The 25,733-nt window shown below is 49.0% G+C and carries 24 protein-coding genes; 21 read left to right on the top strand and 3 right to left on the bottom strand.

The annotated features are described in order from the left end of the window. Positions 1-201 precede the first annotated feature (201 nt). The 18 genes from P8J86_11690 (at position 202) to P8J86_11605 (ending at position 17,915) form a co-directional block, all read left to right on the top strand. The gene (locus tag P8J86_11690) at positions 202-606 is read left to right on the top strand and encodes a type II secretion system protein (GenBank protein ID MDG2055356.1); all 405 of its coding nucleotides are present in this window, start codon (positions 202-204) and stop codon (positions 604-606) included. Positions 607-654: 48 nt separating this feature from the next. Further along, the gene (locus P8J86_11685; GenBank protein ID MDG2055355.1) at positions 655-1,311 is read left to right on the top strand and encodes a hypothetical protein; all 657 of its coding nucleotides are present in this window, start codon (positions 655-657) and stop codon (positions 1,309-1,311) included. Further along, positions 1,311-1,679 (top strand): hypothetical protein, encoded by a 369-nt coding sequence (locus P8J86_11680; protein MDG2055354.1) that lies wholly within the window; start codon positions 1,311-1,313, stop codon positions 1,677-1,679. Before P8J86_11685 ends, P8J86_11680 begins: the two co-directional genes overlap by 1 nt. A 119-nt stretch (positions 1,680-1,798) precedes the next feature. After that, positions 1,799-2,275 (top strand): hypothetical protein, encoded by a 477-nt coding sequence (locus tag P8J86_11675; GenBank protein ID MDG2055353.1) that lies wholly within the window; start codon positions 1,799-1,801, stop codon positions 2,273-2,275. 34 nt (positions 2,276-2,309) lie between these two features. After that, the gene (pilM, locus tag P8J86_11670; GenBank protein MDG2055352.1) at positions 2,310-3,485 is read left to right on the top strand and encodes a pilus assembly protein PilM; all 1,176 of its coding nucleotides are present in this window, start codon (positions 2,310-2,312) and stop codon (positions 3,483-3,485) included. Further along, positions 3,482-4,153 carry a hypothetical protein gene (locus P8J86_11665; protein ID MDG2055351.1) on the top strand — a complete coding sequence of 224 codons (672 nt, stop codon included), beginning with the start codon at positions 3,482-3,484 and terminating at the stop codon, positions 4,151-4,153. Before pilM ends, P8J86_11665 begins: the two co-directional genes overlap by 4 nt. After that, positions 4,140-4,718 carry a type 4a pilus biogenesis protein PilO gene (gene pilO, locus P8J86_11660; protein ID MDG2055350.1) on the top strand — a complete coding sequence of 193 codons (579 nt, stop codon included), beginning with the start codon at positions 4,140-4,142 and terminating at the stop codon, positions 4,716-4,718. Before P8J86_11665 ends, pilO begins: the two co-directional genes overlap by 14 nt. Continuing rightward, entirely contained in the window at positions 4,718-5,308 is a 591-nt protein-coding gene (locus P8J86_11655; protein ID MDG2055349.1) for a hypothetical protein, read from the top strand. Before pilO ends, P8J86_11655 begins: the two co-directional genes overlap by 1 nt. 16 nt (positions 5,309-5,324) lie before the next feature. Continuing rightward, positions 5,325-7,637: a hypothetical protein gene (locus P8J86_11650; protein ID MDG2055348.1), complete on the top strand. Its 2,313-nt coding sequence runs from the start codon at positions 5,325-5,327 to the stop codon at positions 7,635-7,637. Positions 7,638-7,710: 73 nt separating this feature from the next. After that, positions 7,711-8,928, top strand: coding sequence for a hypothetical protein (locus P8J86_11645; protein MDG2055347.1), 1,218 nt, complete (start codon positions 7,711-7,713; stop codon positions 8,926-8,928). Positions 8,929-8,961: 33 nt separating this feature from the next. Next, positions 8,962-10,428 carry an ATP-binding protein gene (locus tag P8J86_11640; protein MDG2055346.1) on the top strand — a complete coding sequence of 489 codons (1,467 nt, stop codon included), beginning with the start codon at positions 8,962-8,964 and terminating at the stop codon, positions 10,426-10,428. Positions 10,429-10,436: 8 nt separating this feature from the next. Continuing rightward, the gene (locus tag P8J86_11635; protein ID MDG2055345.1) at positions 10,437-10,847 is read left to right on the top strand and encodes a response regulator; all 411 of its coding nucleotides are present in this window, start codon (positions 10,437-10,439) and stop codon (positions 10,845-10,847) included. Beyond that, positions 10,844-12,499: an HD-GYP domain-containing protein gene (locus tag P8J86_11630; GenBank protein MDG2055344.1), complete on the top strand. Its 1,656-nt coding sequence runs from the start codon at positions 10,844-10,846 to the stop codon at positions 12,497-12,499. Before P8J86_11635 ends, P8J86_11630 begins: the two co-directional genes overlap by 4 nt. Then, complete coding sequence (locus P8J86_11625) at positions 12,496-12,831, top strand: STAS domain-containing protein (protein ID MDG2055343.1); 336 nt, start codon at positions 12,496-12,498, stop codon at positions 12,829-12,831. Before P8J86_11630 ends, P8J86_11625 begins: the two co-directional genes overlap by 4 nt. 9 nt (positions 12,832-12,840) lie before the next feature. After that, a complete protein-coding gene (locus tag P8J86_11620) occupies positions 12,841-14,574 on the top strand; it encodes an ATPase, T2SS/T4P/T4SS family (protein MDG2055342.1) in 1,734 nt (577 codons plus the stop codon). Between the two features lie 16 nt (positions 14,575-14,590). Beyond that, the gene (locus P8J86_11615) at positions 14,591-15,835 is read left to right on the top strand and encodes a type II secretion system F family protein (GenBank protein ID MDG2055341.1); all 1,245 of its coding nucleotides are present in this window, start codon (positions 14,591-14,593) and stop codon (positions 15,833-15,835) included. A gap of 184 nt (positions 15,836-16,019) precedes the next feature. Further along, positions 16,020-16,595 carry a hypothetical protein gene (locus P8J86_11610; GenBank protein MDG2055340.1) on the top strand — a complete coding sequence of 192 codons (576 nt, stop codon included), beginning with the start codon at positions 16,020-16,022 and terminating at the stop codon, positions 16,593-16,595. A gap of 54 nt (positions 16,596-16,649) precedes the next feature. Then, positions 16,650-17,915 (top strand): CIA30 family protein, encoded by a 1,266-nt coding sequence (locus P8J86_11605; GenBank protein MDG2055339.1) that lies wholly within the window; start codon positions 16,650-16,652, stop codon positions 17,913-17,915. Here the strand turns inward: P8J86_11605 and P8J86_11600 are convergent. Next, positions 17,912-18,934, bottom strand: a complete 1,023-nt coding sequence (locus tag P8J86_11600; GenBank protein ID MDG2055338.1) for a tRNA-dihydrouridine synthase — start codon at positions 18,932-18,934, stop codon at positions 17,912-17,914. The genes P8J86_11605 and P8J86_11600 overlap by 4 nt on opposite strands. A gap of 219 nt (positions 18,935-19,153) precedes the next feature. On the opposite strand from P8J86_11600, the gene dnaK reads away from it, so the two are divergent. Both dnaK and P8J86_11590 read left to right on the top strand, forming a co-directional pair. Then, positions 19,154-21,061, top strand: coding sequence for a molecular chaperone DnaK (gene dnaK / locus P8J86_11595; GenBank protein MDG2055337.1), 1,908 nt, complete (start codon positions 19,154-19,156; stop codon positions 21,059-21,061). A gap of 180 nt (positions 21,062-21,241) precedes the next feature. After that, positions 21,242-22,618 (top strand): C1 family peptidase, encoded by a 1,377-nt coding sequence (locus tag P8J86_11590; protein MDG2055336.1) that lies wholly within the window; start codon positions 21,242-21,244, stop codon positions 22,616-22,618. A 172-nt stretch (positions 22,619-22,790) separates the two neighbouring features. Here P8J86_11590 and P8J86_11585 read toward each other — a convergent pair whose 3' ends face one another. After that, positions 22,791-23,723 (bottom strand): 4-hydroxybenzoate octaprenyltransferase, encoded by a 933-nt coding sequence (locus tag P8J86_11585; GenBank protein ID MDG2055335.1) that lies wholly within the window; start codon positions 23,721-23,723, stop codon positions 22,791-22,793. Between the two features lie 68 nt (positions 23,724-23,791). Here P8J86_11585 and proS point away from each other — a divergent pair, with 68 nt between their 5' ends. Further along, positions 23,792-25,303, top strand: coding sequence for a proline--tRNA ligase (proS, locus tag P8J86_11580; protein MDG2055334.1), 1,512 nt, complete (start codon positions 23,792-23,794; stop codon positions 25,301-25,303). Between the two features lie 15 nt (positions 25,304-25,318). On the opposite strand, the gene P8J86_11575 is transcribed toward proS, so the two are convergent. Further along, the gene (locus P8J86_11575) at positions 25,319-25,621 is read right to left on the bottom strand and encodes a hypothetical protein (GenBank protein MDG2055333.1); all 303 of its coding nucleotides are present in this window, start codon (positions 25,619-25,621) and stop codon (positions 25,319-25,321) included. Positions 25,622-25,733 lie beyond the last annotated feature (112 nt).

Here is a 25,733-nt window from a genome sequence, read left to right as displayed (position 1 = left end):
GACTAAGGTTATTTGCGGGCCTGTAGACCTTGCAGCACCGAAGCGTGCTGGCTGGTCTGCGGGAAGCCGCAGTAGGGGATGTGTCGGGATTTTGAGCTCGGCACTCTCGTGCTTGAAGGCTAACGCCTTGGGGCACGATTTTGATTTTCTTGGAGGCCTTTGAATAAATGTCGCCTTTGAGCGGCAAAGAGGGGAAAAGCAATGGCCCAATCTGTTCATCAAATTCAAAGGCGCGCATTCACGTTGATTGAGATTCTCATCGTGGTTGTCATTTTAGGCATCCTTGCCATGTTAGTCGTGCCTCAGTTCAAAAGTATTACTGAGGATTCCAAAGACACGGCGCTTCGTAGGCAGCTACAGATTGCGCGTGGTCAGATTCAGCTCTATCGCTCTGAGTTCGGTGTTCCTGAAATGACAGATTGGTCGGAACTGATTAACAATGATTTTCTTGTGACAGCACCCACCAACCCTTGGATCGAAGAGGACGCAAATACAACTATCTCGGCCGTTCCTCTGCGTGGTGCAGCCTGGCTTTGGACCGACAGTGGTGGCTCGAAACAGCTCTTTGCATTGATGCCTGATGGTTCTATCTACCAAGACAATTAATGCTCTTGATCCTGGCCCAATAGGCTCGCTCCATCGATGGAGACTGCGATGAGGCGACACGTGTATCAGAACTTTTGCATAGCTTGTATCTCACGACGAGGCAGTGCCGCTGTAGGTTTATTGTTTGTCGTTGCTGGTATAGGAACGCTGACGGGAGCTGCATTCATTTTTGCGACTCCAAGCAGTGCAGTAGCTGACACGCGAGGTCAAGTTGCCGCAGCGATGCCAGAAAAAATCCACATCACGCTACATAGGCTTCATCAGATAACAGGTGCGAGTTGTGCAGTCTTGCATTTGTACGAGCCGGATGACCGTGATCCATTCACAGAAATGATGCTCTGGATTGCTGATACCGATGGTTCGGGATCTCCTGAGCCATCAGAAATAGGCGTTTTGAGTCATAACAGCGTTCTCGATTCCATCGTCTGGTATCCACCTCGAGGCGGGCACCATGCCACAGACATACTGGATCAGGTGGCAGCGAGAGAATTATGTCGTTCTCGGCGCAAGGCTTCACCGGCTCAATACCAAGTGTTTGCCCAAGCGATATCGGACCTTGGTCTCAATTGGTGCAATCCACTGGAATCAGGGGATGAACTTCTTGAGATCACGCTCACTTGGCCCTCGAAAGGGGCCGATGGTTTCAGGAGAGCATTCAAACATGTTCATGTGAGGCGTATTCAATCGGTCGACTGGAGTGACTAATGACACAGTCAGGTAAGAACAATCAGGTAACGAATGTAATCCTATGCCTCAATACGCTTGCGTTAGCTGGTGTGATTTGGCTGGTCGCTTCCGATCGACCCGCTACGTGGAACGCCGCGATGGCTGGGCCACGATCAAGTAAGAATGTAGACAAAGTAAAAGATCCAACCAATAAGAGATGGTCGTCAGACGGTGGCGTGTCAAATATTGGCACCATTGACTTTCGACAACGTCAAGACATTATCGATTGGCTTCAAGGAATCGATGGATCAATTAAGAGCTTAAAAGGATACGTGGAAAGTGGGAACATGAAAGTTGAGGTTACGAACCTCGCTGATCTCGCAGATTCCAACACGAAGTCCAAATGATGACAGCCGCAAAAACGTCATGGAAGGTAAGAGGGAACGTGATCCCCCACGGACGGGGGTACACGCTCCTTGAAGTACTTCTTACTGTAGCCTTGCTAGGGATAGCAGGGGGTGTCCTTGTGCCACGTCTGGTCAATCTTGAACAGATGGAGACGCAGGCAGCTGTTCGGCAGCTGATTGGCGACATCACCTATGCTCAAGCTGATGCCGTAGCGCAGCAAGAATATCGTCGTATTTATTTCTATGACAATGGAAGTGGTTACTGCGTTGTTCGTGTGACTCCAAGTGAGTTTGACGAAGAATTTGATACGGAATCAGCAGATTACCTGGATGACATTTCTTCGTCACCGGGAAGCTGGGGTCGGTACATCCGAGATTTTACGGTTGATAGTAGATTTTCTGGCGTTGAGATTGATACCGCATCATTTGACAGTGGCAAACGTTTTATCACGTTTGACTCGTTGGGTGGAACTGTCATGAGCGGTCAACAGCCAGGCACAGGTGGGCAAGTAAAGGTGGTTTCTGACGGCGCCGAGTTTGAAGTTGAAGTGGCGCCTTTTACGGGGAAGTTAACGGTTCGTGAGGTGACGCCCTAACAGGGGCAGCCGGGGGGAGTCCAGGGAGGCAGGCGTGTTCTGGAATCGAAAAAAATCATCGACTGGCGCTATTGGTATCGACTTTCGAGACGATGAGATTCGTCTTGCGCAAGTGCGAATGCAAAGTCAGGAGCTGCGCATTGTTGGCGCAGCACTGGAGCTGTTTCAGCCAACGCGCCATGTTTCCGCAGATCAGCCTGGTGCAGATGATGTGCAGACATCTCATATGTCTACACAGGCATTGACGCCAAGGCTCCAGACAGCTATCACGCATGGCGGATTTATGGGCCGTGAGTGTGTCTTAAGCGTGCCGCCAAGTAGGCTTTTTGTGCAGTCGGTACGTTTGCCGCGTATGAGCGCCAGCGAACTTCAGCAAGCTGTTCAATGGGAGGCAGCACAGCGTCTAAGCTGTTCTCACCAGGATTTGCTTGTTGATTACATTGCTACTGGAGCTTCAGTCACTGGGCCAAACAATCGTGAAGAGATTATTCTCGTGGCAGTACGCCATGAAGAGGTGATGCCATGGGTACAGGCCACCATAGATGCTGGCCTTAAGCCTATTGCTGTTGATACCAACTTCGGTGGACTGTCGCGTGTATTGAGTCAAAAAGCTCGGCGTAATGCAGACTTGGATCAAGTGCGAATGGTGGTCGAGGTTGGAGCAGATCAGACGACGGTGTTGATCTTGCGAGGTGACCGAATTGCTTTCTGTAAGCAGTTGGACATCGGTGGTGGGCAGTTCGATCAGGCTGTTGCAGATCATCTTCAACTTGATGGAGCTGCGGCAAGCGAAATTCGTCGGGGATGTGGAAAATCAATGGCTGAAGGTGTTGTCGAGCCGGCTACCCGGAGAGCGATTTTTGAAGCAGTTCGTCCGCATTTTAGTGAGCTTGTTAAGGAGATCGTTCTCTGTCTTCGTTATTACGGCGTTACCTTCCGGGGTATGCCGCCACAGCGATTGATTATGACGGGCCTTGATGGTCTCGATGCCAAGCTTATGGAAATGATGTCATCTGCATGTAAAACCCCAGTTGAACTTGATGACGAACAGGGCACCCTTTCAGCACTTTTAGAGCCAATTCGGGTGCACCTCAACCGTGAGCCAGGTCCGGCATCTCGCTGGGCAGTTCCATGTGGCTTGAGCCTTCGAAAGCTCTGGTCCAGACATCGAGCCTCTGATGAATCCCGTGGTGGGAGGCGAGCAGCATGAATCAGCATCCCATAGATTTATTGCCACCACAGGTTCGTCAGCGAGCGCAAGCAGGGCAGCGAACTGGTCGTTCTATTGCTCTATTTGGCGGTGCACTTCTATTACTGGTGGTTGTTATTACGCACTCCAAGATGGTGCTTGATTCGGCAGAGGCACGCCTTGCATCGATTCAACGAGAAGCACAGGATGCCATTGGTATAGAGAAAACACTGGCGAGTCTTCAGTCCGAGATTGCTCAATCGCAAGCGTACATTGGTCTCTATGAGGAGGTCTCTTCTCCGCTGCCAATGTCCAGTATTCTGGCCACAGTTATCAACGCATTGCCGGAAACGGCTGCGTTAGATGAGATACATGCTCAGCTTGATTCTGGTCAAGCAGTGCGTTCAGCGCGGAGTCGCTATTCCTCACAAAAAGATCAAGAGGTTCCTCGTCAGCTTCGTATCGAGTTATCTGGATTTGCAGCCTCAGATGCTGAAATAGCAGAAATGGTCGGGCGGCTGAGAGTCATTAGTCCTTTTGAGAACGTAAGCCTGGACTTCAGTCGTACACGGCCGATCGGCGGTAAACACGCTCGTGAGTTTAGGCTCAGTCTCCAGATAAATCTTGCCGCAGTTTATGAGCAGATCTCACTTCCAATTGAAGAAGGAGTGGCACATGTTGACCAATAAAAAGCCAATCTATGTTGCCTTGGGTGTTATGGTTCTTTTTGGCCTCGGTATTGGCACACTTGCATGGCCCAACTACTCAAAGCTACGAGAAGTCAATGCAGATATTGATAAGCTCTCGCTTCAGATCGAGACGAGTGCACAGCATGCTCAGGAGATCGAGGAAATGCGGGTACAGCTCGCTGATTCGCTTGGCATCATTGAGACCGACTTCAAGCGAATTCCTGATGCAGCGGATATCGAAGAATTGATACGACGATTATCACTGCCTGTTGATCAGCAGACTGTTCTTGATCAGACTTTTACGGCACGTGAGGCGTTCCCTGCCTTGGACAGTGAGGAGCCCACCAAGCTGCTCGCCAAGCCTCTCGACATTGAGATTCGTGCTGTCTTTGATTCTGTTTTTGCAGTGGTTCAGGCAGTGGAGTCTCTCGATCAGTTGACCAGGATTACCGCTATACATATGGCCGCTGAAGAGCGAGCTAGTGGAGCAGAATCGCCAGTGCTGACAGCATCTATAAATGTTGAAGCGATATTTTCGTCGCAACTGGAAGAGGAGGGCAAATAATGTCAACTCGACTTCGCCGACTCTGGGTTCAAATTACAACGGATCGCCGCCGATTTGCATTGCTATGCAGTTTGACGCTTGTTGGCCTGCTGCTCTGGTCTCGGATTATCGTCATCTCACAGATGCCTCGCTCCGTGATCGCGGATGATCCAAGTATTGCTTCAGCGATGGATTCAGATAGTCCAGATTTGAGGAAGTCCGATAACCCCACAAAAGTTGCTGTTCTGGTCCATTTGGCAGATATACCGGATCGTGATCCATTCACCATTAACGGGCACTTCTTGGAGTTATCGGGACAAAATGCAAACTCATTACAAGAACCACGCAAGTCGGGGGCCTTAGGGGCCGAAGATCCTGAACGGACCGTCGCTTCATTTCAACTTGAAGCAGTCATGCAGAGGCCAGCGATGGCCATCATCAACGGCATGACGCTTCGAATTGGAGATGAAGTCATGGGTCCGACTGACTCCGCCTATCGCTTCCGTTTGGTTTCGGTAAGTAGACGTTCAGCAGTGTTGGAATGGGGGGGGAAAAATTTTGAGTTGAGCATGTCCGGTCCTGGGGATCGCTCAACCCAACTCAATGAGTGAGGCAGGAGTGGACCGAATGATGAGCATCCCAAGTCGAGATCGAATAACCGAACGTTGGAAAAGAGCCACGTTCGGTTTTGCCTTTGCCCTCTTGATTGCTACATCAACCGCAACGGTTGCAGTAGCTCAAGAAAGTGGATCGCCACCACCGGATGGTGTGAGTGAAACCGACTATGGGACAATTGATTTAGTCGTACAAGACACTGATCTTGGCAAAGTCCTTGAAATGCTCTCGATTCAGAGCAAAAAGAATATCGTTGCAAGTCGCAATGTATCTGCGACAGTCACGGCAAATCTTTATGACGTTACATTTGAAGAAGCGCTCGACTCGATTCTCCGTGTTAATAATTACGGGTATCTGGAAGAAGGCAACTTTATCTACGTCTATACGGTTCCTGAGCTAGAAGCAATTGAATCAGCTAAGAAGAAGACAGACTCTGTCATCTATGAGCTCTACTATCTATCTGCTGCAGATGCAGACGCATTTATTCAGCCACTCTTAAGTCCTGACGGAGCCATCTCATATGTTGGTGATGTGATTCCAGGCTTTAAGCCAGAAGCTTATGAAGCAGGCGCTGAAGATTATGCGTTTTCAGCGAAGCTCGTCATTACTGACTATCCAGAAAATCTGAAAGCAATTACTGAAGTGCTGCAGAGCCTTGATATTGCTCCGAAGCAGGTTTTGGTGGAAGCTGCAGTACTTCAAACCACAGTCAAAGAGGACAATGCTTTCGGTATTGATTTCTCTGTTATTGGCGATCTGAGCTTCCTTGATCTCGCGAATCCTCTTTCAGCGGTTACAGATCTCGTGAACGGTAGTGCAGGTGATGGTGTTGCTGTAACCACTTCTGTTTCGAACAAGACCCAAGATCGTGGCGGCCTGCAGTTTGGCATTGTGGAAAACAATTTCGCTGTGTTTCTTCGTGTGCTAGATAAGGTTCGCGATACAACGATTCTGGCGAGACCAAAAATCATGTGTTTGAATCGGCAGCGTGCACGGGTACATGTTGGCCGTCGCCTCGGTTACTTGACTCAAACCCAGACGCAGACATCGACAAGCTTCAATGTTGAATTCTTAGATACAGGTGTTGACTTGACATTCCGGCCATTCATTGCACCCAATGACATGATTCGCATGGAGATTCGACCCAGTATCTCAGAAGGTGATGTGGTAACGGAAAAAACAGATACCAGCATTGCGTCAATTCCTAACGAAGTACAAAGTGAAATCACAACCAATGTTCGCGTCCGTGATGGACATACACTAGTGCTTGGTGGTTTGTTTGCAGAAGATACAAGCATTGAGCGAAGTCAAGTTCCTATTGTGGGTGACATACCTGTCATTGGCGATGCATTCAAAGGCCAGGACGATCAAGTTCAGCGAGAAGAAATCATTTTCTTGCTTACACCAACGATTGTTCGTGATGAAGTGTTATGGGAGATGGGTGAAGACTCACTTCATCTCGTAGATGCTGTATCCGTGGGTGCACGTGCTGGTTTACTTCCATTTAGCCGCGAGCAGATTACAGCCAATTACAACGAAGATGCCTGGAGCGCTTATCAGCAAGGAGATTTAGATCTCGCTCTTTACTATGCGAATAACTCATTGCGTCTTCAGAAAAGTCAGCCAGACATCCATAACCTTCGAGCAAAAATTGGCGGCGAAAAAGTTGATGGTTACGAACGTGGCATTCTTCATCGAATGATAGAGCGTCGCTTTAGCGCTGCCGCAGAGACTGACGGCAACGATGTTGAAATTGAAGAGGTTGAGGTTGAAGCCATTCCTGATGCGGACTCAAGCAGCGATGCGTCAAGTCCAATGACAGAGACTGAGACCCATGCTTCTGAGGACACTACAGATGAAACAACGCCTCAACTCAGCGAAGAAGTTGCTTCAATGAATGAAGGTGTTGCGGACAGTGTTGCTACTGTTGATGTTCATTCCAGTATGGAGTCAACTCAAGTTGGTGACGAGGACTCTGGTACTGATGAGTTTGCGCCTGAATTAGCTAAGTTCCTGAATGGTGTGATATCAAACCAGGCCATGGAAACTGATTCTGCGCCCGCTGATCCTTTCTTGCTTGATTTTTCTGAATTCTTCGATGCGGATTTTGAAGTCGTAGTTGAGAAGGATGAAGTCGACTCAGATGCTGAGACTGAAGAGGTCTCTGTTGAGCTCGTCGAAGCCAAAGCAGATAGCAAAGGCAACAAGGATGCTGAAGCAGATGAAGAATCTGTAGAAGTCGTTGCTGATGCTGCTTCGGATAAAGCTGACTCTAAAGAAGAGCCCATCGAGGTTGCTGAAGTTGAAGTTGATGACATTCCCTAAGTGATCAGGCTGTTGGGGGCGGTAGGCATATGGGTGTCTGCCGTGCAGTCTTAGTAAGTATTGGAGCTACAAAATGTCTTTGCGTATGGTGTTGATTCTCTTGGCGGCGATTAGTCTTCCGCTCTCGGCTTGTAACGGCCCAACGAAGGCCGGAATTGTGGCGAGAAAGGATGCTCATGGTCGCATGGATAAAGTCAATGCGCAGCTGACATTTGATCAGGCTCAACGATCATTTGAAACTGGTCAGTTTTCAGAATCATTGCGGCAGATAAACGCTTCGATCGCACGTTATGACAAGCTTCCTGAGTTCCATGTGCTTCAGGGTCGAATTCTGATGGAGATGCACAAGCTTGGAGCGGCCCACGCGGGTTTTCTTAAGGCTGTTGAGCTCAACGATAAATATCATGAAGGATATTACTTCTTAGGCGTTGTTTATCAGAGATGGTCCAATGACGAAAAAGCATATGAGTACTATCGCGCAGCTTACGATAACGATACTGAAAATATTCAATATCTTCTTGCGTCAGCCGAGTCTCTTATTGCACTTCAGCAGTATACAGCTGCGAAGGAACTGATCACCGAGCGATCTGCTTACTTTGAGCACAACGGTGAGTTGCGTCATTTGTTGGCTCAAATCGTGGCTTTACAAGGTGATCATAAAACAGCTGCAGGTCTTTACGAAGAGGCGCGGTTACTTAAGACAGATGATGCTCAGCTTCTGTATGAAAAAGCACAAGCTGAATATTCAGCAGGTCTTTACGGGGAAGCTTATGAGTCGCTTTGCCGCACTCAGAAAAGTGGTGCTCCAGCAGATCCGAGTCTCATGCATATGCAAGCTCGATGCCTACAGCTGATGGGGCGAGAAAATGAAGCCCGTCAAGTTTATCTGCGTGTTGTTCGAGCAAAACCAGGCGATAGTGAGGCGTGGCGGGAACTGGGATTGTTAGCGATTGATATTGGTGACATCCGGCGACTTGAGTTGGCGGGCACGCGGTTAGTTGAGCTGAGGCCAGATGAAGGCTATGGCTACTTCTTCCTTGGTTTGCATCATCTAGAACGAGGCGTGATTGATGAGGCTATTCGCTTACTCAATGAAGCGATGGATCGTGAAGGATGCAATGTCATGGCTGGCGTTGTTCTCGGGCATCTGTACGAAGGTATTGGGGATTCAGGTAAGGCGAAAGACGTATGTGCTCTCGTCTTGGAGGCAGAACCATCAAACGTTTATGGAAAAAATCTCTATCAGAGGCTGGCAGAAGTAGAAAAGGTGACTTCTGTTCCGCTTCAGTAGCGATTACCTTCAGATCCAAAAGGGGCAACAAGCGTGCGTGTGGGTAAGATTGCAAGTCTGACTCTGTTTGTATTGATGACCTCGATTGTTGTCGTGGTGCTGTGGCTTTTTAGCGCAGGCGGCATGTTCGAGGCACTTGCACCAGGCGCTCGGGTTATTGTCATGGTTGGTTTCATTGGGCTTGGCTTTGCAGTTGTCTTGTTGCCTTTTGGAATTGCCATTGACCGATCACTGATGCAAGCTCAGCGTTTTATTACTGCTGCTGGGGAAGAAGGCGCACAGGTGCCTAGGCCCTCACGTTGGTTGTCGCCAATAACAAACTCATTTGTAAGCGCAGTAGATCGTTCGCAGAGACGTGAAGAATCTCTTCGCAATCATCTTCGTGATCTCCAGATTCGTCATCAAGTGACCCAAGCACAGGGGCGCCAAGTCGAGACTGTGCTTAATGCTCTTCGAGATCCAGTATTGGTCACAGATTCTTTCAATGAGATTATCCTGGCGAACGAGGCGGCAGCGCGGACTCTTGGATTTGATCTTGAAGTAGCAAGCCATCAGTCGATTCATACAGTGCTTAAAGACGCCGCTCTTTGTGATCTCATTAATGACACCCGTGAGAGCGGGAATGTATCTGATGATCGGCGGATTGAGCATGATCTCGACATCATGCGATCAGGCGAAGCAACGACATCAGCCTGCGAAATTGTTATGACTTGTGTCGAGGATCATCGTAATAAAGTGAGTGGTGTGGTCACCATTATTCATGATCTGTCGCGCGAGCGCGAAATATCAAGAATGAAGTCGGACTTTGTATCCAAAGCAAGCCATGAATTGCGTACACCTCTTTCAGCGATTCGTGGGTATGTGGAAATGCTTGTTGATGGAGATGCAGAAGACGATGAAGCACGACACTCCTTCTATGAGGTCATCCATAGCGAGACCGAGCGTTTGGGACGCCTGATTGACAATATGCTCAATATCAGCCGGATTGAAGCAGGGCTCCTCAAGGTGGAGCGGGATCGAGTAGATATGCGGCAGGTGGCCGACAGAGTGGTCAAAACGATTGAACCAGAGGCCAGAAGGAAGAAGATCTCACTAAATACGAAGCTCGCTCCAGTCGATCTATCAGTAGAAGGTGATGAAGATATGCTCTTTCAGGTGCTTCTCAATCTGGTTTCGAATGCCATTAAGTACACGCCAGACGGCGGTCGGGTCACATTGCATGGTGATTCCGATAACCTCATTCGAGGCATCGTGATGTCTGTGGCGGATACAGGACTGGGGCTTTCGCCTTCCGATCAGTGCCGGGTCTTCGATAAGTTCTATCGAGTCGAAAACTACAAGCGGATTGCCAAGGGAACAGGCCTTGGCCTCAATCTCTGCAAGAACATCGTAGAAAAAGTGCACCGTGGTCAAATTGGGATTGATTCGACGTTAGGGATGGGATCGCGGTTCTGGTTCACTATTCCGATGAACTATGAGGGTGCCCGTAAGGCGGCCTAAGGGAGCACATGATGTCACCCAAGATTCTCGTCATTGATGATGAACTTGGCATCGTTCAGGTGCTGGCTATCAAGCTGCGCAAAGCGGGCTTTGAAGTCTTCACGGCTGTCGATGGTGAGGAAGGTGCAGATGCAGCACGGACGCATCTTCCGGACATTATTTTGACCGATCATCAGATGCCATATTTGACCGGTACAGAGATGTGTCGGGTTTTACTTGAGGATGTTTCAACGGCTGGTATCCCTGTCATTATTCTCACTGCTCGCGGCCACTCGCTTGACGACGCAGATCGTTCTCTTGGGAATGTACATCGCGTTTTGAGTAAGCCCTTTAGTCCGCGAGAGGTGCTCGAAATCGTTCAAGAGATACTTGCTAGGCAAACTACTGTTGTAGGTGAGCCTTCAGGGGGTGCATCATGAAGCTAATCGATCGAGCTCAAATTGCCGGTGATGGCTTTGAGGCTTTGGCAACACGACTTCGTAGCGCTGGCCTATGTCTCTTGATTTGTGATGTTGATGGTAAAGCGATTCGATTTGACCGAGGCATTGGTGATTGGTTTGCCATGCTCTTTGGAAATACCGGTCCGATACGCCGTGCTCTAGAAAATGCGGCGACGCATTGGAATGGTGAAGCAGATCCTAAGCCTCGTGAAATGATTCCTGGTGTCTGGCTTGCGCCTATTCCATTATCCATGCGACGTGGTCGTGAAGGATATTCAGTTGTTGTGATTCCAACGCATGCGATCCTTAAGTCAGAGCAGCTCGTATCGATGTGCCAAGCAGCAAGTCTCGATCTAAAAATAACACAAAAAATGTTAGGTCAGTTGCCTCCGTCGTCTGAAAGCGATATTCCACGGCTCGTGCAATTGGCGAAATGCCTTCATGAAGATCATCATCGTACAGAGTCAGATAGAGCTGCCATTGAAAGTGTAGGGCAGCAGCTAGGCGATTCTTTCGAAGAGATTAACCTGCTCTACACCATCATTGGCAACATGACGGTAGAGCAAGAGCCAGAGCGGTTTGTTCGAATGGCTTGCGAAGAGCTACTGCAGACACTGCCATACCGGTGGATTGGTGTGCAGTTGGCAGATGATTCCGGAAAACTCAAGAGCCTGGCAGGGCGATTGATTATGACGGGTGTTGCACCAACAGCACCCCAGCGTGTTCAAGTGCTTTCAAGAGATCTGCTGCAAGAGGTCCAAATTGGTCAACCTTCAGTTCTTGAACCGGGTGAACGAGTTGAGCACGAGCATTTCGCTGATCTTGGCCCCACAGTGTTAGCCCATCCTATATGTGCTGATTCAAATCTCATGGGCGTCCTTGTGGCTGGTCAGCGGCCGGGGGATCAGACAGGTGCTTCTTCTGTAGACATGAAACTGTTGGGTGCAGCAGCCACACACATGGCCATTTTCTTAGAGAACTCGGCGCTGTACGACAATTTAAATGCGATGTTTCTGGGTACGCTTGAGGCGCTCACGGCCTCGATTGATGCCAAGGATCGCTACACATGTGGTCACTCTCGCCGTGTTGCTCATCTCACGCAATTGTTAGGACGAGCAGCTGGCCTTGATGAGAGCACTGTGTCACGCATGCGAATCACAGGACTGGTTCATGATGTCGGTAAGATTGGAGTTCCTGAAGCAGTCCTCCAAAAAGCAGGAGATTTGAATTCAGAGGAGTTTGAATGGATTCGCCGGCATCCTGAAATGGGTTATCGAATTCTGAAAGACATACCCGAGCTTCAAGATGTTTTAGTTGGCGTGCTTTATCACCACGAAAGATGGGACGGTAAAGGATATCCACATGCATTATGTGGCAAAGACGTTCCTCTTGTGGCGAGAATCATTTCATTGGCAGATGCATTTGATGCGATGAGTTCTACACGTACCTATCGCTCTGCAAGAGATCGCGACGAAGTTCTTCAAGAGATTAAGAGAAACGCTGGATCGCAGTTTGATCCAGAGCTCGTGCCACTCTTCTTAAGTCTCGATTTTAGCGAATACGACCGTATGGTTGCGAAGCATCGCGCTGACGATCAAATGTATGCACAGCACCGAGGGTATGCAGCATGAAAATTACCTTTGAAGATCACGATCGTAAAACCGTTATTGGTGTGCAAGGTACGCTCTCAGTAGATGAAACTGATACGTTTCGCCGTGCTTTTCTAGAGCGCATTAATGATGGCAAAATTGAAATGGTGTTAGATCTACTAAATTTGGAAATGATTGACTCTGCAGGGCTAGAGCTGTTGCTTTGGTTGTCTGAAGAGGTTTCTCGTTGCGGTGGGCAACTTCGATTAGTGCGTCCATCGGAGGCAGTAGGAAAGATCTTTTCAATTACGCGTTTAGAGCAGCGTTTTAGCATGCACGATTCTGTGGAGTCGGCAGCACGGAGCCTTGTCTAGGACAAATAGATGATAAGCCCAAATGACAAGTTGACTCATCTTGGAGCACTTCCCCAACTTCCGTTGGGAGAAATGCTTGTAGCGCGCGGGTATCTGGATGATGGACAGCTCTCTGAGGCATTAGATAAACAATCCGATGCCGGGCATCACAAGCTTCTTGGTGAGGTTTTAGTTGAGTTAGGGTATCTCACAGATGAGCAAGTGCTTGAAGTTCTTGCAGATGCCTATGGCATACCTTTCGTTTCAAATACGACGCGATTTGCAGATCCCAAGGTCGTAGAAGTACTGCCGAGGGAGTTTGTTGAAGAACATCGTGTGCTGCCTTTGTTCTTGGTTAGAGGTGTGCTCACCGTTGCAGTGGCAGAGCCAGCCAATCTCTTCCTGATTGAAGAGATAAGTCGCATGACCGGGCACGAAGTGCAGATTGCAGCCGCTACAGCCGAAGATATAGGATCCGCTTTAGCATCCTATTTGCCGGCAGCAAATGTCTTTGTCATTGATGACATCTACGAAGATATTGATGAAGAAGACTTCAGTGTTATTGAACGGCAAGTCACAGAGATCTCCGACCTTGAAGAAGTTGCAGGGCATAGTCCGGTCGTAAAGTTGGTGAATTTCATCATCTTTTCTGCAGTGCAAGAAGGCGCAAGTGATATTCACATTGAACCAGACGATCATCAACTTCGTGTGCGTTACCGTATTGATGGCAAGCTATTTCAAAAGTTGTGCCCGCCACACAAGATGCATGCGGCGATTTGTAGTCGTATCAAGATTATGAGCAACCTGGATATCTCGGAGCGCAGGATTCCTCAGGATGGTGACATTCATGTCATGCTTGAAGGGCGGCCTATTGATTTGCGTGTGTCGAGTATGCCAGGCAAATTTGGCGAAAAGGTTGCGATTCGAATCATTGATAGCCAAAACACGCGGATGCCACTCGACAAGATTGGATTTTCGCCAGAGATGTTATCAAATTGGCAGCAGGTTATTGAGCAGCCCAATGGTGTTGTATTGGTGACTGGGCCAACTGGTTCAGGTAAATCAACAACGCTCTATTCTGTGCTTGAGCAAATGGATCGAGATGAACTAAATATCTCGACAGTGGAAGATCCTGTAGAAGCGAATATTGGCGGCATTCATCAGTCGCAGGTTAATGAGAGATCGGGCTTTACATTTTCGCTGGCGCTTCGAGCATTGTTGCGACAGGATCCAGACATCATGATGGTTGGTGAAGTTCGCGATACGGAAACAGCAACAATTGTTACTCAAGCAGCTCTAACTGGGCATCTGGTGCTGTCTACGTTGCACACCAATGATGCGCCCAGCGCTGTTATTCGATTAGTAAACCTTGGCATTGAGCCGTATCTTGTCGCGGCAACATTGCGAGGAGTCTTGGCGCAACGGTTGGTCAGGAAAATATGTCCACATTGCCGTGAGGCTTATGAGCCAGACCATGTTGCTAAAGCGACAGCAGAGCATGCAGGTGTGCCTATCGAGTCCCTTTACCATGGACGTGGCTGTACACGTTGTCGCGGAACAGGATTTGCAGGGCGAATTGGTATTTTTGAACTGCTCATTATTGATGAAAAGCTTCTCAAGCTTATAAGTAGTGGCGCTACGCTACAAGAAATTCGCCAGTACTTGGTGAAGAGTGGCCACAAGAGTCTGCGCGAAGATGGTATGCAAAAAGTTCGAGCAGGTCTCACAACGACAGAGGAGGTTCTTTACGTCACAAGTATGTGATGTCTAGAAGTGACCTATGTCAATGCAAAGCACATATGCATTTCGAGCTCGTGATGGCGCTGGTGGTATTGTCACTGGGATGTTGGCTGGAGAGAGTGCCGATGCGGTAGCGAATCGCTTGCGTTCTGAAGGCAAGTACGTTCTTTCAGTCAAAGATAATCCTGGCGATATCACAGAAGAGCTAAGTATCGATGAGATTCGTCGTCAAGAGGCTGCCAAGAGTGTTACACGTGAAGATGTGATTTCTTTTGCTAGAGAGTTGTCGGTCATGCTCGAAACGGGTGTGCCATTAGCGGAAGCCCTTGATGCATTTCTACTGCACACGAGTAAGAAGGATTTCCGTCAGGTGATTGAGGCTCTTCGGAATGATATTCACGCAGGTGAAGCATTTTCCGTAGCCATGGCTCGTTGGCCGAGGGCATTCCCGAACATGATGGTGAGTCTGATGAAGGCATCGGAGGCATCAGGAACGATGGCAGAAATGCTTGGCCGCATTGCTGATTATCTAGCCAAAGAGCGCAAGACTGCAAAAAAGATCAAGGGCGCAATCGCTTACCCACTTTTTATGATGGGTACGGCGCTACTTATGACTGGTTTTCTAATCGTGTTTGTGTTGCCTCGATTTGCTCGAATTTATGAAATGCGATCAACATCACTGCCGGCGCCAACGCAGTTCCTATTAGATGTAAGCAGCTTCGTTACAACGCAGTACTATGTTTATGGTCCAGTGCTACTTGGCCTGATGCTCTTTTTCGTGGTGTCTTGGCAAAGACGGTTTGCTCAACGCATTCGCGACTGGCTCCGATTAAACGTGCCAATTATTAGCACTATCTTTCGACAGCTCTATCTCACACGTGCGTCTCAAACAATGGCCACGTTACTCACGGCGGGTGTGAACCTAATAGACATTATTCGGATTTGCCGAGGCGTTACTAAAAACGTCTATTATGAAGAGTTGTGGGATCGCATGGAGCAACATGTACGTCAGGGGCGTCAGTTGAGTGATGCGGTTACCGAGAGCACTCTTGTTCCACCAAATGTTGCATCGATGATTGCATCTGGCGAAAGATCTGGTCGCCTGCCAGAGGTTATGCATAGAGTTGCGACTTACAGTGAAGAAGAACTGGACTCAGCCGTTAAGCAAGCAACCCGCTACATTGAACCAATTATGATCATCTTTATGGGTGTTGTGATTGGTGGAATGGCGATTGCTCTTCTCTTGCCGATCTTTAGCCTGGGCAAGGTAGTGGCTGGCGGTTAGAGGCATTTATCGCTCGTAATTTAGCCCAGCGCGCAGTAGAGCGGCTTTGCCGAGATATGTTTAGTTTTTGTGTAGTTGAAGATGACTCGACTTAACGGTGCTGTTGAGCGGACTATTTGTGGCCGTCTAGCCTACTATGTGGGGCTGTGATGAAGTTGGTCTACACCAGCTCAAGGAAGGTCATATGGCTATTGTTAGAAGACTTCGAAAGCAGTGGTATGTTCTTGCTGTCCTTTTATTGGTGACAGGAAGTGTGCTTTCAATCAATGGGTGTCAGACTGTTTGGAAAAATCGGAATCCAGTCGGTGAGCCGTTTCCAAAAGTCACTGGTGAATCATTGAATGAGGTTCCCGTTGCCTTGCCTGGCGCCTATTTGGGTAGTCCATTGCTGCTATTGGTTGGGTATGTGCAGGAGACCCAGTTTGACTTGGACCGGTGGACAATTGGTTTAGTGCAAATGGAGTTTTCTGACCGCATTGTTGAAGTGCCCACGATTCCCGGTGCCATTCCAAGTTTGTTTAGTTCGGTGATTGATAATGGTATGCGAGGTGGAATACCAAGGGAAGATTGGGCATCGGTCGTTACGCTTTACGGAAGCGCTGCGAAGCCAGTTGTAGAGTTTACGGGGAATGAAAAACCAAATAATGGACGCATCATTCTCATCGATAAGAACGGTATTGTTCGTTGGTTCTGGGATCAAGGCTTTTCAGCAACGCGACTACTAGAGCTGATGAAAGTGGCTGAAGCCCTAAAGGAATAAATTGTAAACAAGCACTTTACTCAAGAATGAGTGTTATTAGAGGGAGAGAATAAAATGACCATTTCGACAATTGCTATTGCAGCGACGCTTGCTTTCGCATCGCCTCAGCCGAATATCGTTGAGTTGGCTGTGAGTAGTGATGATCTCAGTACGTTAGTGACAGCTGTGACTGCAGCTGATTTAGGTGGGGCACTGTCTGGCCAGGGGCCTTTTACAGTCTTCGCTCCTGCGAATTCAGCCTTTGCAAAGGTGGATCCTCAGGTGTTGCAAGCTGTCTTGGCTGAGCCAGGCACGCCAACGCTTAAGCGGATCTTGACCCACCATGTCGTGTCGGGCAATCTCATGGCAGCAGATCTGATTGGGCGTGACTCGGTAACGACGCTTGCCGGAACAGAGTTGCCGGTGTCTTATGTGCAGGGGCGTGTGCTTGTCGGAGATGCTGCAGTGAGTGCTGCAGATCTCAGCGCAAGCAACGGTGTTGTGCATGTGATTGATCGAGTTCTCATGCCGCCTCCAGCTCAAAACCCGCTGTATGCGTTATTGATGGTCACAATCGAGCGAGGTGTTCCACTTTATAACGACGGTAATACAGGTGCTTGTGCCGACGTCTATGCAACAGCACTTGAAGCGATTTACCTCTCGGGCGGTTTTGGTTTGAGTGAGTCTGATCGAAGCCAACTCAAGACTGAAATAGCAACAGCAGCGGCCAGTAAAACGGACTCTGATAAGGCATGGGCATATCGTCGCATTATTGATCGATTGGCTATGAACGCGGATACCTCTTCGATGAACACACCAAAGAAAAATGTCTCGACTGAAAATGCACTGTTGGGCTTTGATGACAAGAATGAGTCTCGAAATTGGGATATCGTTCTTGATGGCGTTATGGGTGGTCGTTCGACTGGCCAAGTGAATATCAATAATGGCTCTATGATTTTTTCAGGTGAAACATCGCTGGAAAACAACGGTGGTTTTTCTTCGATCCGCCGGAACCTGAAAGAAGGCTCAATGCGTGGCGCCGACGCAATTAAAATGCGGGTACGTGGCGATGGTCGGACATGGATTATTGGTACTCGTAAATCGAGTGTGCGAGGTGCGGATAGTTACTGGACACGTTTTCCAACAGAAAAAGACACATGGACCTCGGTTGTGATACCGATTAATGAGATGGAACGGCACTTCTTTGGAGAGCGCATGGCGGGGCGTATTTCGCCAGATGACGTTCGAGCAATCGAGTTTTATATGTACGACAAGAAAGCTGGCCCATTCCGGCTTGAGGTTGATCAGATCGATGCGATCAAACTGGACAGTGCATCTTAAAAGCAGGCAATAGCGTCAATCGCTGATGCGGGTTCACAGTTGAGTTTGCCTCTCCATTGGGCAAGCGCCTGTCGTATTGTCTTCGAGTCTTTGGCAAGACGAATTTGCTCTTTGAGCCCTTTGATATGTCGCATTGTCTTGCCATACCAGCTAATGCGTTTGCTTAGGCAGAGCACGGCAGTGAACTCGTCTGCATGTTCTAAAAGCAGATCTAAGTGGCGGGAAATAATATCAATCTTCTCGACCGCAAGCGGTTCTGGACTTTTGTGGCCTGTTTGCATGAGCTCCCAGGTGCGGTTGAAGATCCATGGGCAACGTAGTGCGCCTCGTCCGATCATGACGCCTTGGCAGCCTGTTGCGGCCATCATTTCAATGGCATCCTCAGGCTCACGTATATCGCCATTGCCAATCACGGGTATTTTCTTGACGGCACGCACGACATCTCTGATGGCAGAGAGATCAACACGGCCTCCAAAACGCTGTTGTGTCGTACGGCCATGAACAGTAATTGCTTGTATTCCGACTGATTCGAGCTGCGCTGCTAATTGCGGTGCGATGATCTGATCTGATGCCCACCCTAGGCGAATCTTGGCTGTTACTGGTACGTTGCTAGCGCTGATCGCCGCTACTATTTTGGCGGAGAGCTTTACGGTTTGGTCAACATCACAAAGGAGGAGAGATCCACCATTTGTTTTGCAGACTTTGTCGACGGGGCATCCCATGTTTATGTCGACCGTCGTAGCGCCCTGATCAACAGCCCAGCGAGCTGCATCTGGAAGGGGATCATTGTGATTCCCATAGAGCTGCATCGAAAGAGGCCGGTCAGAATCGCAGGTCGCCGTGAGGCGGTTAACGCGGTGGCCCCCTGCGAGCACGCTATGAGAGTTCAGTAGATCGGTGCTGGCGAGCCCCACTCCGCCGAGCTCACGACAGATCAGGCGTGTGGCGAGATCACAGTAGCCGGCCATTGGCGCAAGCAGTAGGGGTGTCGGGAGGCTCTTTTGGCCAATGGTCAGCATCGCTAGAGTGTAATGCCCATGAGGCCGCCAAACTGGCAGCCGGCGCTCCACTTATTGCCGTTACGGTGCGACAAACCCTCTTAAAGGGGGTCTTAGGGGGGGTAAAAACTGGCATCAATGTTGCATTCTTCTATTGGTAGTGAAGGTGCGCTCACAGTTGGTTGTGGTCGCATTCGGAAGTCAGAGGCCTTGAGCCCTGCTTCCTGGAGGATAAACACTATGTCAAAAATTATTGGAATCGATTTAGGCACCACCAACTCTGTGGTCGCCGTTATGGAAGGTGAGCAACCCAAAGTGCTCATCAACGCATCAGGTAATCGCACGACCCCGTCGGTTGTTGCATTTACAGATAAGGGAGATCGGCTGGTTGGTCAGGCGGCAAAGCACCAGCAGATCACGAATCCGGAAAATACCGTCTTCTCCATCAAGCGTTTCATGGGACGCCGGCATAATGAGGTCGAGTCTGAGGAGAAGCTTGTTCCCTACGGGATCGAAGGTGGAAGCGACGATCTCGTAACCGTCGACGCCCGAGGTAAGTCATATACGCCACCTGAGATTTCAGCAATGATTCTTCAGGAGCTCAAACGAACAGCGGAAGACTATCTTGGTGAGTCAATTAGTCGGGCTGTGATTACCGTTCCTGCTTATTTCAACGATTCGCAAAGGAAAGCGACGAAAGATGCCGGTGAAATCGCAGGCTTGACAGTCGAGCGAATCATCAATGAGCCGACTGCTGCTGCGCTTGCTTATGGTCTTGAAAAGAACACCAATAAGAAAATTGCAGTGTTCGACTTGGGTGGTGGTACTTTTGATATCTCTCTGCTCGATGTTGGGGATGGTGTCTTTGAAGTGCTATCAACAAGTGGTGATGGACACTTGGGCGGCGATGATTTTGATCAACGATTGATTGATTATGTTGCTGATGAGTTTAAGAAAATGGAAGGCATCGATATTCGTAGCGATGCAATGGCACTTCAGCGTCTGAAAGAAGCCGCAGAGAAGGCGAAATGTGAGCTGTCACAGCAAATGGAGACAGATGTCAACCTTCCATTTATCACGGCAGATCAAAACGGGCCGAAGCACCTTCAGGTCAAGATCACACGAGCGACTTTTGACAGTATTTGTAATGATCTATTCGAACGTTTGCGTGGGCCCTGTGAAACCTCACTTAAGGATGCTGGCCTGAGCCCATCAGATATTGGTGACGTGGTCATGGTTGGTGGTTCTACTCGTATTCCAAGAGTGCAGGAGCTTGCCAAAGAGATTTTCGGAACAGCCGAACTTGATAAGTCAATAAACCCAGATGAGGTTGTTGCTATTGGTGCAGCAATTCAAGCAGGTGTTCTGCAGGGTGACGTCAAAGACGTGTTGTTGCTCGACGTAACTCCATTGAGCCTTGGTGTTGAAACCCTCGGTGGTGTGATGACCAAGCTCATTGATAAAAATACAACGATCCCAACTTCGAAAAAAGAAGTCTTCTCAACAGCGGCGGATAGCCAGACTTCTGTGACCATTCATGTTCTGCAAGGTGAACGTGATTTTGCAAAGGATAACCGCACATTGGGTCGCTTTGATCTAAGCGGTATTGCTCCTGCTCCTCGTGGAATGCCACAAATTGAAGTTGAGTTTGCCATTGACGCCAACGGCATTCTGAACGTATTGGCAACTGATAAAGCCACTGGGCAGAGTCAGAAGATTGAGATTACTGGTTCATCAGGCCTCTCGACTGAGGAAGTCGATCGTATGAAGCAAGAGGCAGAATCGCATGCAGACGAGGATCGTGAGCGTCGAGCTCTTGTAGATCTAAAGAATGCGGCTGAACAAGTGCTTCATACAACGAAGAAGCAGCTTGAAGAGCACGGCGACAAAGTCTCGCCAGATGTGCGCGGAAGCATTGAATCAGCCTTGAGCAACCTTGACGATAAGGTCAAGGGCGAAGATAAGGCAGCGATTGAAGCATCGTTGAAGCAGCTTAATGAAGCCGCAATCCAACTTGGCAAGGCTGTCTATGAGTCGACTTCAGCGGACCAGGCTCAGCCATCCGGTGATTCGGCCCCAGAGAGCCCAGAAGCAAATGCTGATGACGTGATCGATGCTGATTATGAAGTCAAGGAAGACAGTAACTAAAAGAAACAACCCTACTGCTGGAATTTCTATCTGCCCATCTCATTGAAATTCAGCGAGCCCCGCTTCGGCGGGGCTTTTTTTTAGGTAAGCCTGGGTTGTGCACGATTTATCGCCGCTGGTCTATTGGGGCAAGTTCCTTAGGCCTGCTACGATGTATAGACAATCTGCAAGGAGTAAGTCATGACAACACTAGCTGGATCAGGCCAAAGAGTAGAAACAAACAGCGGCAATCTTTCGGAACGACAGATTGATGCTTTGAGAGACACATTTGAAAGTAGGCCTCGGAATCGGATTTCTCAGAATGCCGTCACAAAGACCCCGATCGAAGACGTTGCTCTTGATCGATCTGTGGTAACGAGTACAGACTTCTCGTTCTCGACCCGTTTAGATGATTGGGAGGTCACAAATCAGAAGGCATCTGGAAGATGTTGGCTATTTGCCGCGCTGAATCTATTTAGAGTTGGTGCAATGAAAAAGATGAACATCAAAGAATTCGAGTTCAGTCAGAACTACATGTTCTTTTGGGATAAGTTTGAAAGAGCAAATTACTTTCTAGAGCAGATCATTAGTACAGCAGATCGCCCTCTTGATGATCGCGTGCCTGCATTTTTACTTGATCGACCACTCGATGATGGCGGCCAATGGAATATGTTCGTCAACATTGTGAGTAAGCATGGGCTCGTGCCTCAGTCTGCGATGCCTGAAACGGAGAGCTCTTCTCATTCTCGAAGAATGAATGCAATGGTGATTCATAAACTTCGTGAGGGCGCAAAGGCACTTCGTGATATTCACGCCAGTGGTGCGAAGGAGTCAGAAGTTCGTGCTGCTAAGGATGAGATTCTTGAAGTGATATGGAGAATGCTTTGTATTCACCTGGGCACGCCTCCAAAGAATTTTGATTGGCAATGGGAAGACAAAGATAAAAAATTCCATCGTGACGGCGAAATGACACCTCGAGAATTTGCTGCTAAATATGTTGATATTGATTTAGATGAGTATGTTTGCATTGTAAATGACCCACGCGAAAGCAGCCCTCGAGGTCGTATGTATACGGTGGAATGTCTTGGCAATGTGGTTGGTGGTGGTCGTGTTCTTTACCTCAACGTAGAGATGGACATGATTAAGTCTATTACGCAAGAAGTACTTGAATCAGGTGAGCCAGTTTGGTTTGGATGTGATGTCGGCAAGCAGATGCAACGTCAATTGGGGCTCTGGGATCGTGATCTTTATACGTATGGTGAGATCTATGACTCTGAATTTACGCTTGATAAGGCGGGTCGGTTGGATTATCACGAAACGCTCATGACCCATGCCATGCTCTTTACAGGTGTTGATGTAGTTGATGGTAAGCCGCGCCGTTGGAGAGTGGAGAACAGTTGGGGCAGTGATAAGAGCGGCCGCAAGGGCTTTTACACAATGAATGACTCTTGGTTCGATGAGCATATGTTCGAGATTGCATGTCACCGGTCACGACTCCCAAAAGAGCTACAAGCGGTGTTGTCAGAAGAGCCGACCGTGCTTCCTCCTTGGGATCCGATGGGCTCACTGGCGCAATAAACTTTGAACGATGCTCGTCAAGCACTCATCTCACCTTAGAAGTGTGGTGAGTTCGCTTTGGCTGTAACTGTAGATCGTGAGAATGTTTCAGGGCCTTGGTATACATCAGTGATCGCTCTGTTGATAAGCCCACAAGTGGGTTTGCTCTGATCAGGTACGCTGTTCTACTTGATTAGTTAATGAGCGTATCGATGATGCCCAGTCCACCAAGGATGCAGCTGATAATGCCATTAAGTGTGAAGAATGCCAAAGCCATCCGAGTGGTGCCCCAGCGAGCGACTGTGAGATGTTCATAGAGCAACAGGGCAGAGACAGTCGCGATGCCAATCCAGAATAGTAGGCCAAAGATTGGTTCAATAAGGACCGTTGCTACCAGGAATCCGACTGCAAGGAGATGGAGTAGGCGGCTTAGCCAAAGAGCGGTGGCACTGCCAAAACGAGCGGGGATACTAGAGATGCCTTGGCTGCGATCAATTGATTCATCTTGAAGTGCATAGATGACATCGAAGCCCGCGACCCAACACAGCACCATTCCAGCAATCAGCCAGATGGCGGGAATTGTAAAAAGGGCATTGGGTTCTATCGCAATGGCCACAGCAATCGGACTCAGAGCTAAGGCAGAGCCTAAGTAAAGGTGGCAAGCCCAGGTCCAACGTTTTAATAGTGGATAAACAGCAATCCATAGAAGCACTGGAATGCCCAGGATGAGGGGCCACCAGTTGCCAAAAAACAGAGCGAAGGCCAAGCAGATGAGCATGAAGACGAGAGCCACCGTCAGCAGGGTCGTAATTGCATGTCTAAGGGGCAGTCTTCCCGAAGGAATGGCACGATTCTTCGTTCGTGGGTTGGTGGCATCGATCTTGCGATCAAGAATTCGATTGGAAAGCATGGCGACCGTTCGAGCCGAGATCATAGCTAGTATGATTAACAGAAGCTGACTACTGAATTTGACCCAATCAACTGATCCACCGGTCTTGGCGACAACCAAAAATGCTGCCAGAAGGGCAAAGGGTAAAGCGAAGATGCTGTGAGACAGCTTGATATCCGCGGCAATAACCCGGCTTGAGGTGATGGGGCTGGAGGCTGTCATAGGTAGATTTGTCATCACTCAGTAAATGATCCTGACCAGAGGATAGCGAGCATGGTCAAGGTCGTTCTATAATTCGGCGGTATATGACGAACAAGCCAAAACAACGTACAGCGATTTCTCCGACACGAGCAGAGGACTACCCGGAGTGGTACCAACAAGTGATCCGGGGTGCGGACCTTGCGGAGGTCTCACCAGTCCGTGGATGCATGGTCATTAAACCCTGGGGCTACGCTCTTTGGGAGAACATTCAAAAGTCACTTGATGAGATGTTCAAGGCCACTGGTCATCGAAATGCTTACTTCCCACTATTTATACCGTTGAGCTTTCTTGAAAAGGAGGCTGAACACGTTGATGGTTTCGCAAAAGAGTGTGCGGTGGTCACTCACCATCGACTAGAGGAGGGTGCCGAGGGCGGGCTGGTTCCAGCTGGTCCACTTGAGGAGCCACTGGTTGTGCGGCCAACCTCGGAGACAATTATTGGAGCAAGCTTTTCCAAGTGGGTTGAGTCATACCGTGATCTTCCGCTTCTTATTAACCAGTGGGCAAATGTTGTGCGCTGGGAGATGCGGACACGCCTATTTCTAAGAACCACTGAGTTTCTTTGGCAAGAAGGACATACGGCGCATGCGACTGAAGCAGAGGCCGCCGAGCATACGATTCGTATGTTGGATGTCTACGCAAAGTTCGCGAATGAATTTATGGCGATGCCTGTGATCACAGGTGAGAAGACAGCGGCCGAGCGTTTTCCAGGCGCTGTTCGAACCTATTGCATTGAAGCAATGATGCAAGATCTCAAGGCTTTACAGGCAGGAACCAGCCACTTCTTAGGCCAGAACTTTTCGAAAGCCTCAGACATCCAATTTTTGGATGAAAATGGCCAACGTACGCACGCGTGGACAACCTCTTGGGGTGTATCGACACGGTTGATTGGTGGATTAATTATGACCCATGCAGATGATGATGGTCTGATGCTGCCACCGCGTCTTGCACCGGCTCATGTGGTCATCATGCCAATCATATTTAAGGCCGATCAGCCACAAGAGGTGGAAGCCTATTGCCATGCTTTAGCGGACGAGCTCCGTCAAAAGACGTATCACGGTCGTAAGATTGAGGTTGAGATCGATGGGCGTGATCTGCGTGGCGGGGAAAAGAATTGGCAGTGGGTCAAGAAAGGCGTTCCTATACGTCTCGAGGTGGGTCCAAGAGACATGGCCAATGACAGTGTCTTTATGGCTCGCCGTGACAAGCCTGCGAAGGAAAAAGCTTCGGTTCCAAAACAGCAATTTGTGAGTGAGATTGTGAAGCTACTCGATGAGATTCAGCAAGGTATGTTTGAGCGGGCACTTGCATTCCGCGAATCTCATACACATGCAATCGATACGAAGGAAGCGTTCTATGAGTTCTTCAGCCAGGACTCCGGTGGTGGCTTTGCTTCAACGCATTACAACGGCGATCCCGAACTAGAAGGTCAGATCAAAAACGATCTACAGGTAACGGTGCGATGTGTTCCCCGCCAAGCTGACGCAGAGCCGGGCACATGTGCATTTACAGGCGAGCCATCAGTACAGCGGGTTATCTGGGGCAAGTCTTATTGAGTTCGGACTGGTTGACTAGGCGCGTAAATCAACGCATTTACCGAGAGCAACGCCTACAGCCGCTTCATTACGATCAGCAGGCCGCGTATACAACTGTAATTGTCCAGTTGACAATTGCCTTGTGGCAGCTGCGCTAGCAAAGTGGGGAGGCTGATGTACTGATCCAGCAATAAGCTCATTTGTTGTGGTGTTTGCGAGTGATTGATTTGCACGAGTTGTAGGGTTCAGAGTCGGCGCTGCGTCGCAGCGATACCCCCCTGAAGACTTCAGTGCAAAGGCGGCGCGGGCCTGAACCCAAGATGTATTTGTTACATCCATAAACAACTCGTGCAATCATACTGTCACAACCACTTCCCTTTTGCTCGTGACGCGGATCGTTCCATCGGCCTTGTGTTGACAGACTCTGCAATGCAATACGGGCGCTATTGAT

Source organism: Phycisphaerales bacterium, assembly GCA_029268515.1.
Lineage (GTDB): Bacteria > Planctomycetota > Phycisphaerae > Phycisphaerales > SM1A02 > JAQWNP01.
The sequence above is the reverse complement of the archived record's forward strand: the minus strand, read 5'-3'. Positions and strand labels throughout refer to the sequence as shown.

Bases quoted from the DNA above. Each gene is read 5' to 3' on its own strand.
- P8J86_11690 (MDG2055356.1), top strand. From the start codon at position 202: ATGGCCCAATCTGTTCATCAAATTCAAAGGCGCGCATTCACGTTGATT.
- P8J86_11685 (MDG2055355.1), top strand. From the start codon at position 655: ATGAGGCGACACGTGTATCAGAACTTTTGCATAGCTTGTATCTCACGA.
- P8J86_11680 (MDG2055354.1), top strand. From the start codon at position 1,311: ATGACACAGTCAGGTAAGAACAATCAGGTAACGAATGTAATCCTATGC.
- P8J86_11665 (MDG2055351.1), top strand. From the start codon at position 3,482: ATGAATCAGCATCCCATAGATTTATTGCCACCACAGGTTCGTCAGCGA.
- pilO (MDG2055350.1), top strand. From the start codon at position 4,140: ATGTTGACCAATAAAAAGCCAATCTATGTTGCCTTGGGTGTTATGGTT.
- P8J86_11655 (MDG2055349.1), top strand. From the start codon at position 4,718: ATGTCAACTCGACTTCGCCGACTCTGGGTTCAAATTACAACGGATCGC.
- P8J86_11650 (MDG2055348.1), top strand. From the start codon at position 5,325: ATGATGAGCATCCCAAGTCGAGATCGAATAACCGAACGTTGGAAAAGA.
- P8J86_11645 (MDG2055347.1), top strand. From the start codon at position 7,711: ATGTCTTTGCGTATGGTGTTGATTCTCTTGGCGGCGATTAGTCTTCCG.
- P8J86_11635 (MDG2055345.1), top strand. From the start codon at position 10,437: ATGATGTCACCCAAGATTCTCGTCATTGATGATGAACTTGGCATCGTT.
- P8J86_11630 (MDG2055344.1), top strand. From the start codon at position 10,844: ATGAAGCTAATCGATCGAGCTCAAATTGCCGGTGATGGCTTTGAGGCT.
- P8J86_11625 (MDG2055343.1), top strand. From the start codon at position 12,496: ATGAAAATTACCTTTGAAGATCACGATCGTAAAACCGTTATTGGTGTG.
- P8J86_11620 (MDG2055342.1), top strand. From the start codon at position 12,841: ATGATAAGCCCAAATGACAAGTTGACTCATCTTGGAGCACTTCCCCAA.
- P8J86_11615 (MDG2055341.1), top strand. From the start codon at position 14,591: ATGTCAATGCAAAGCACATATGCATTTCGAGCTCGTGATGGCGCTGGT.
- P8J86_11610 (MDG2055340.1), top strand. From the start codon at position 16,020: ATGGCTATTGTTAGAAGACTTCGAAAGCAGTGGTATGTTCTTGCTGTC.
- P8J86_11605 (MDG2055339.1), top strand. From the start codon at position 16,650: ATGACCATTTCGACAATTGCTATTGCAGCGACGCTTGCTTTCGCATCG.
- P8J86_11600 (MDG2055338.1), bottom strand. From the start codon at position 18,934: ATGCTGACCATTGGCCAAAAGAGCCTCCCGACACCCCTACTGCTTGCG.
- dnaK (MDG2055337.1), top strand. From the start codon at position 19,154: ATGTCAAAAATTATTGGAATCGATTTAGGCACCACCAACTCTGTGGTC.
- P8J86_11590 (MDG2055336.1), top strand. From the start codon at position 21,242: ATGACAACACTAGCTGGATCAGGCCAAAGAGTAGAAACAAACAGCGGC.
- P8J86_11585 (MDG2055335.1), bottom strand. From the start codon at position 23,723: ATGACAAATCTACCTATGACAGCCTCCAGCCCCATCACCTCAAGCCGG.
- proS (MDG2055334.1), top strand. From the start codon at position 23,792: ATGACGAACAAGCCAAAACAACGTACAGCGATTTCTCCGACACGAGCA.
- P8J86_11575 (MDG2055333.1), bottom strand. From the start codon at position 25,621: ATGGATGTAACAAATACATCTTGGGTTCAGGCCCGCGCCGCCTTTGCA.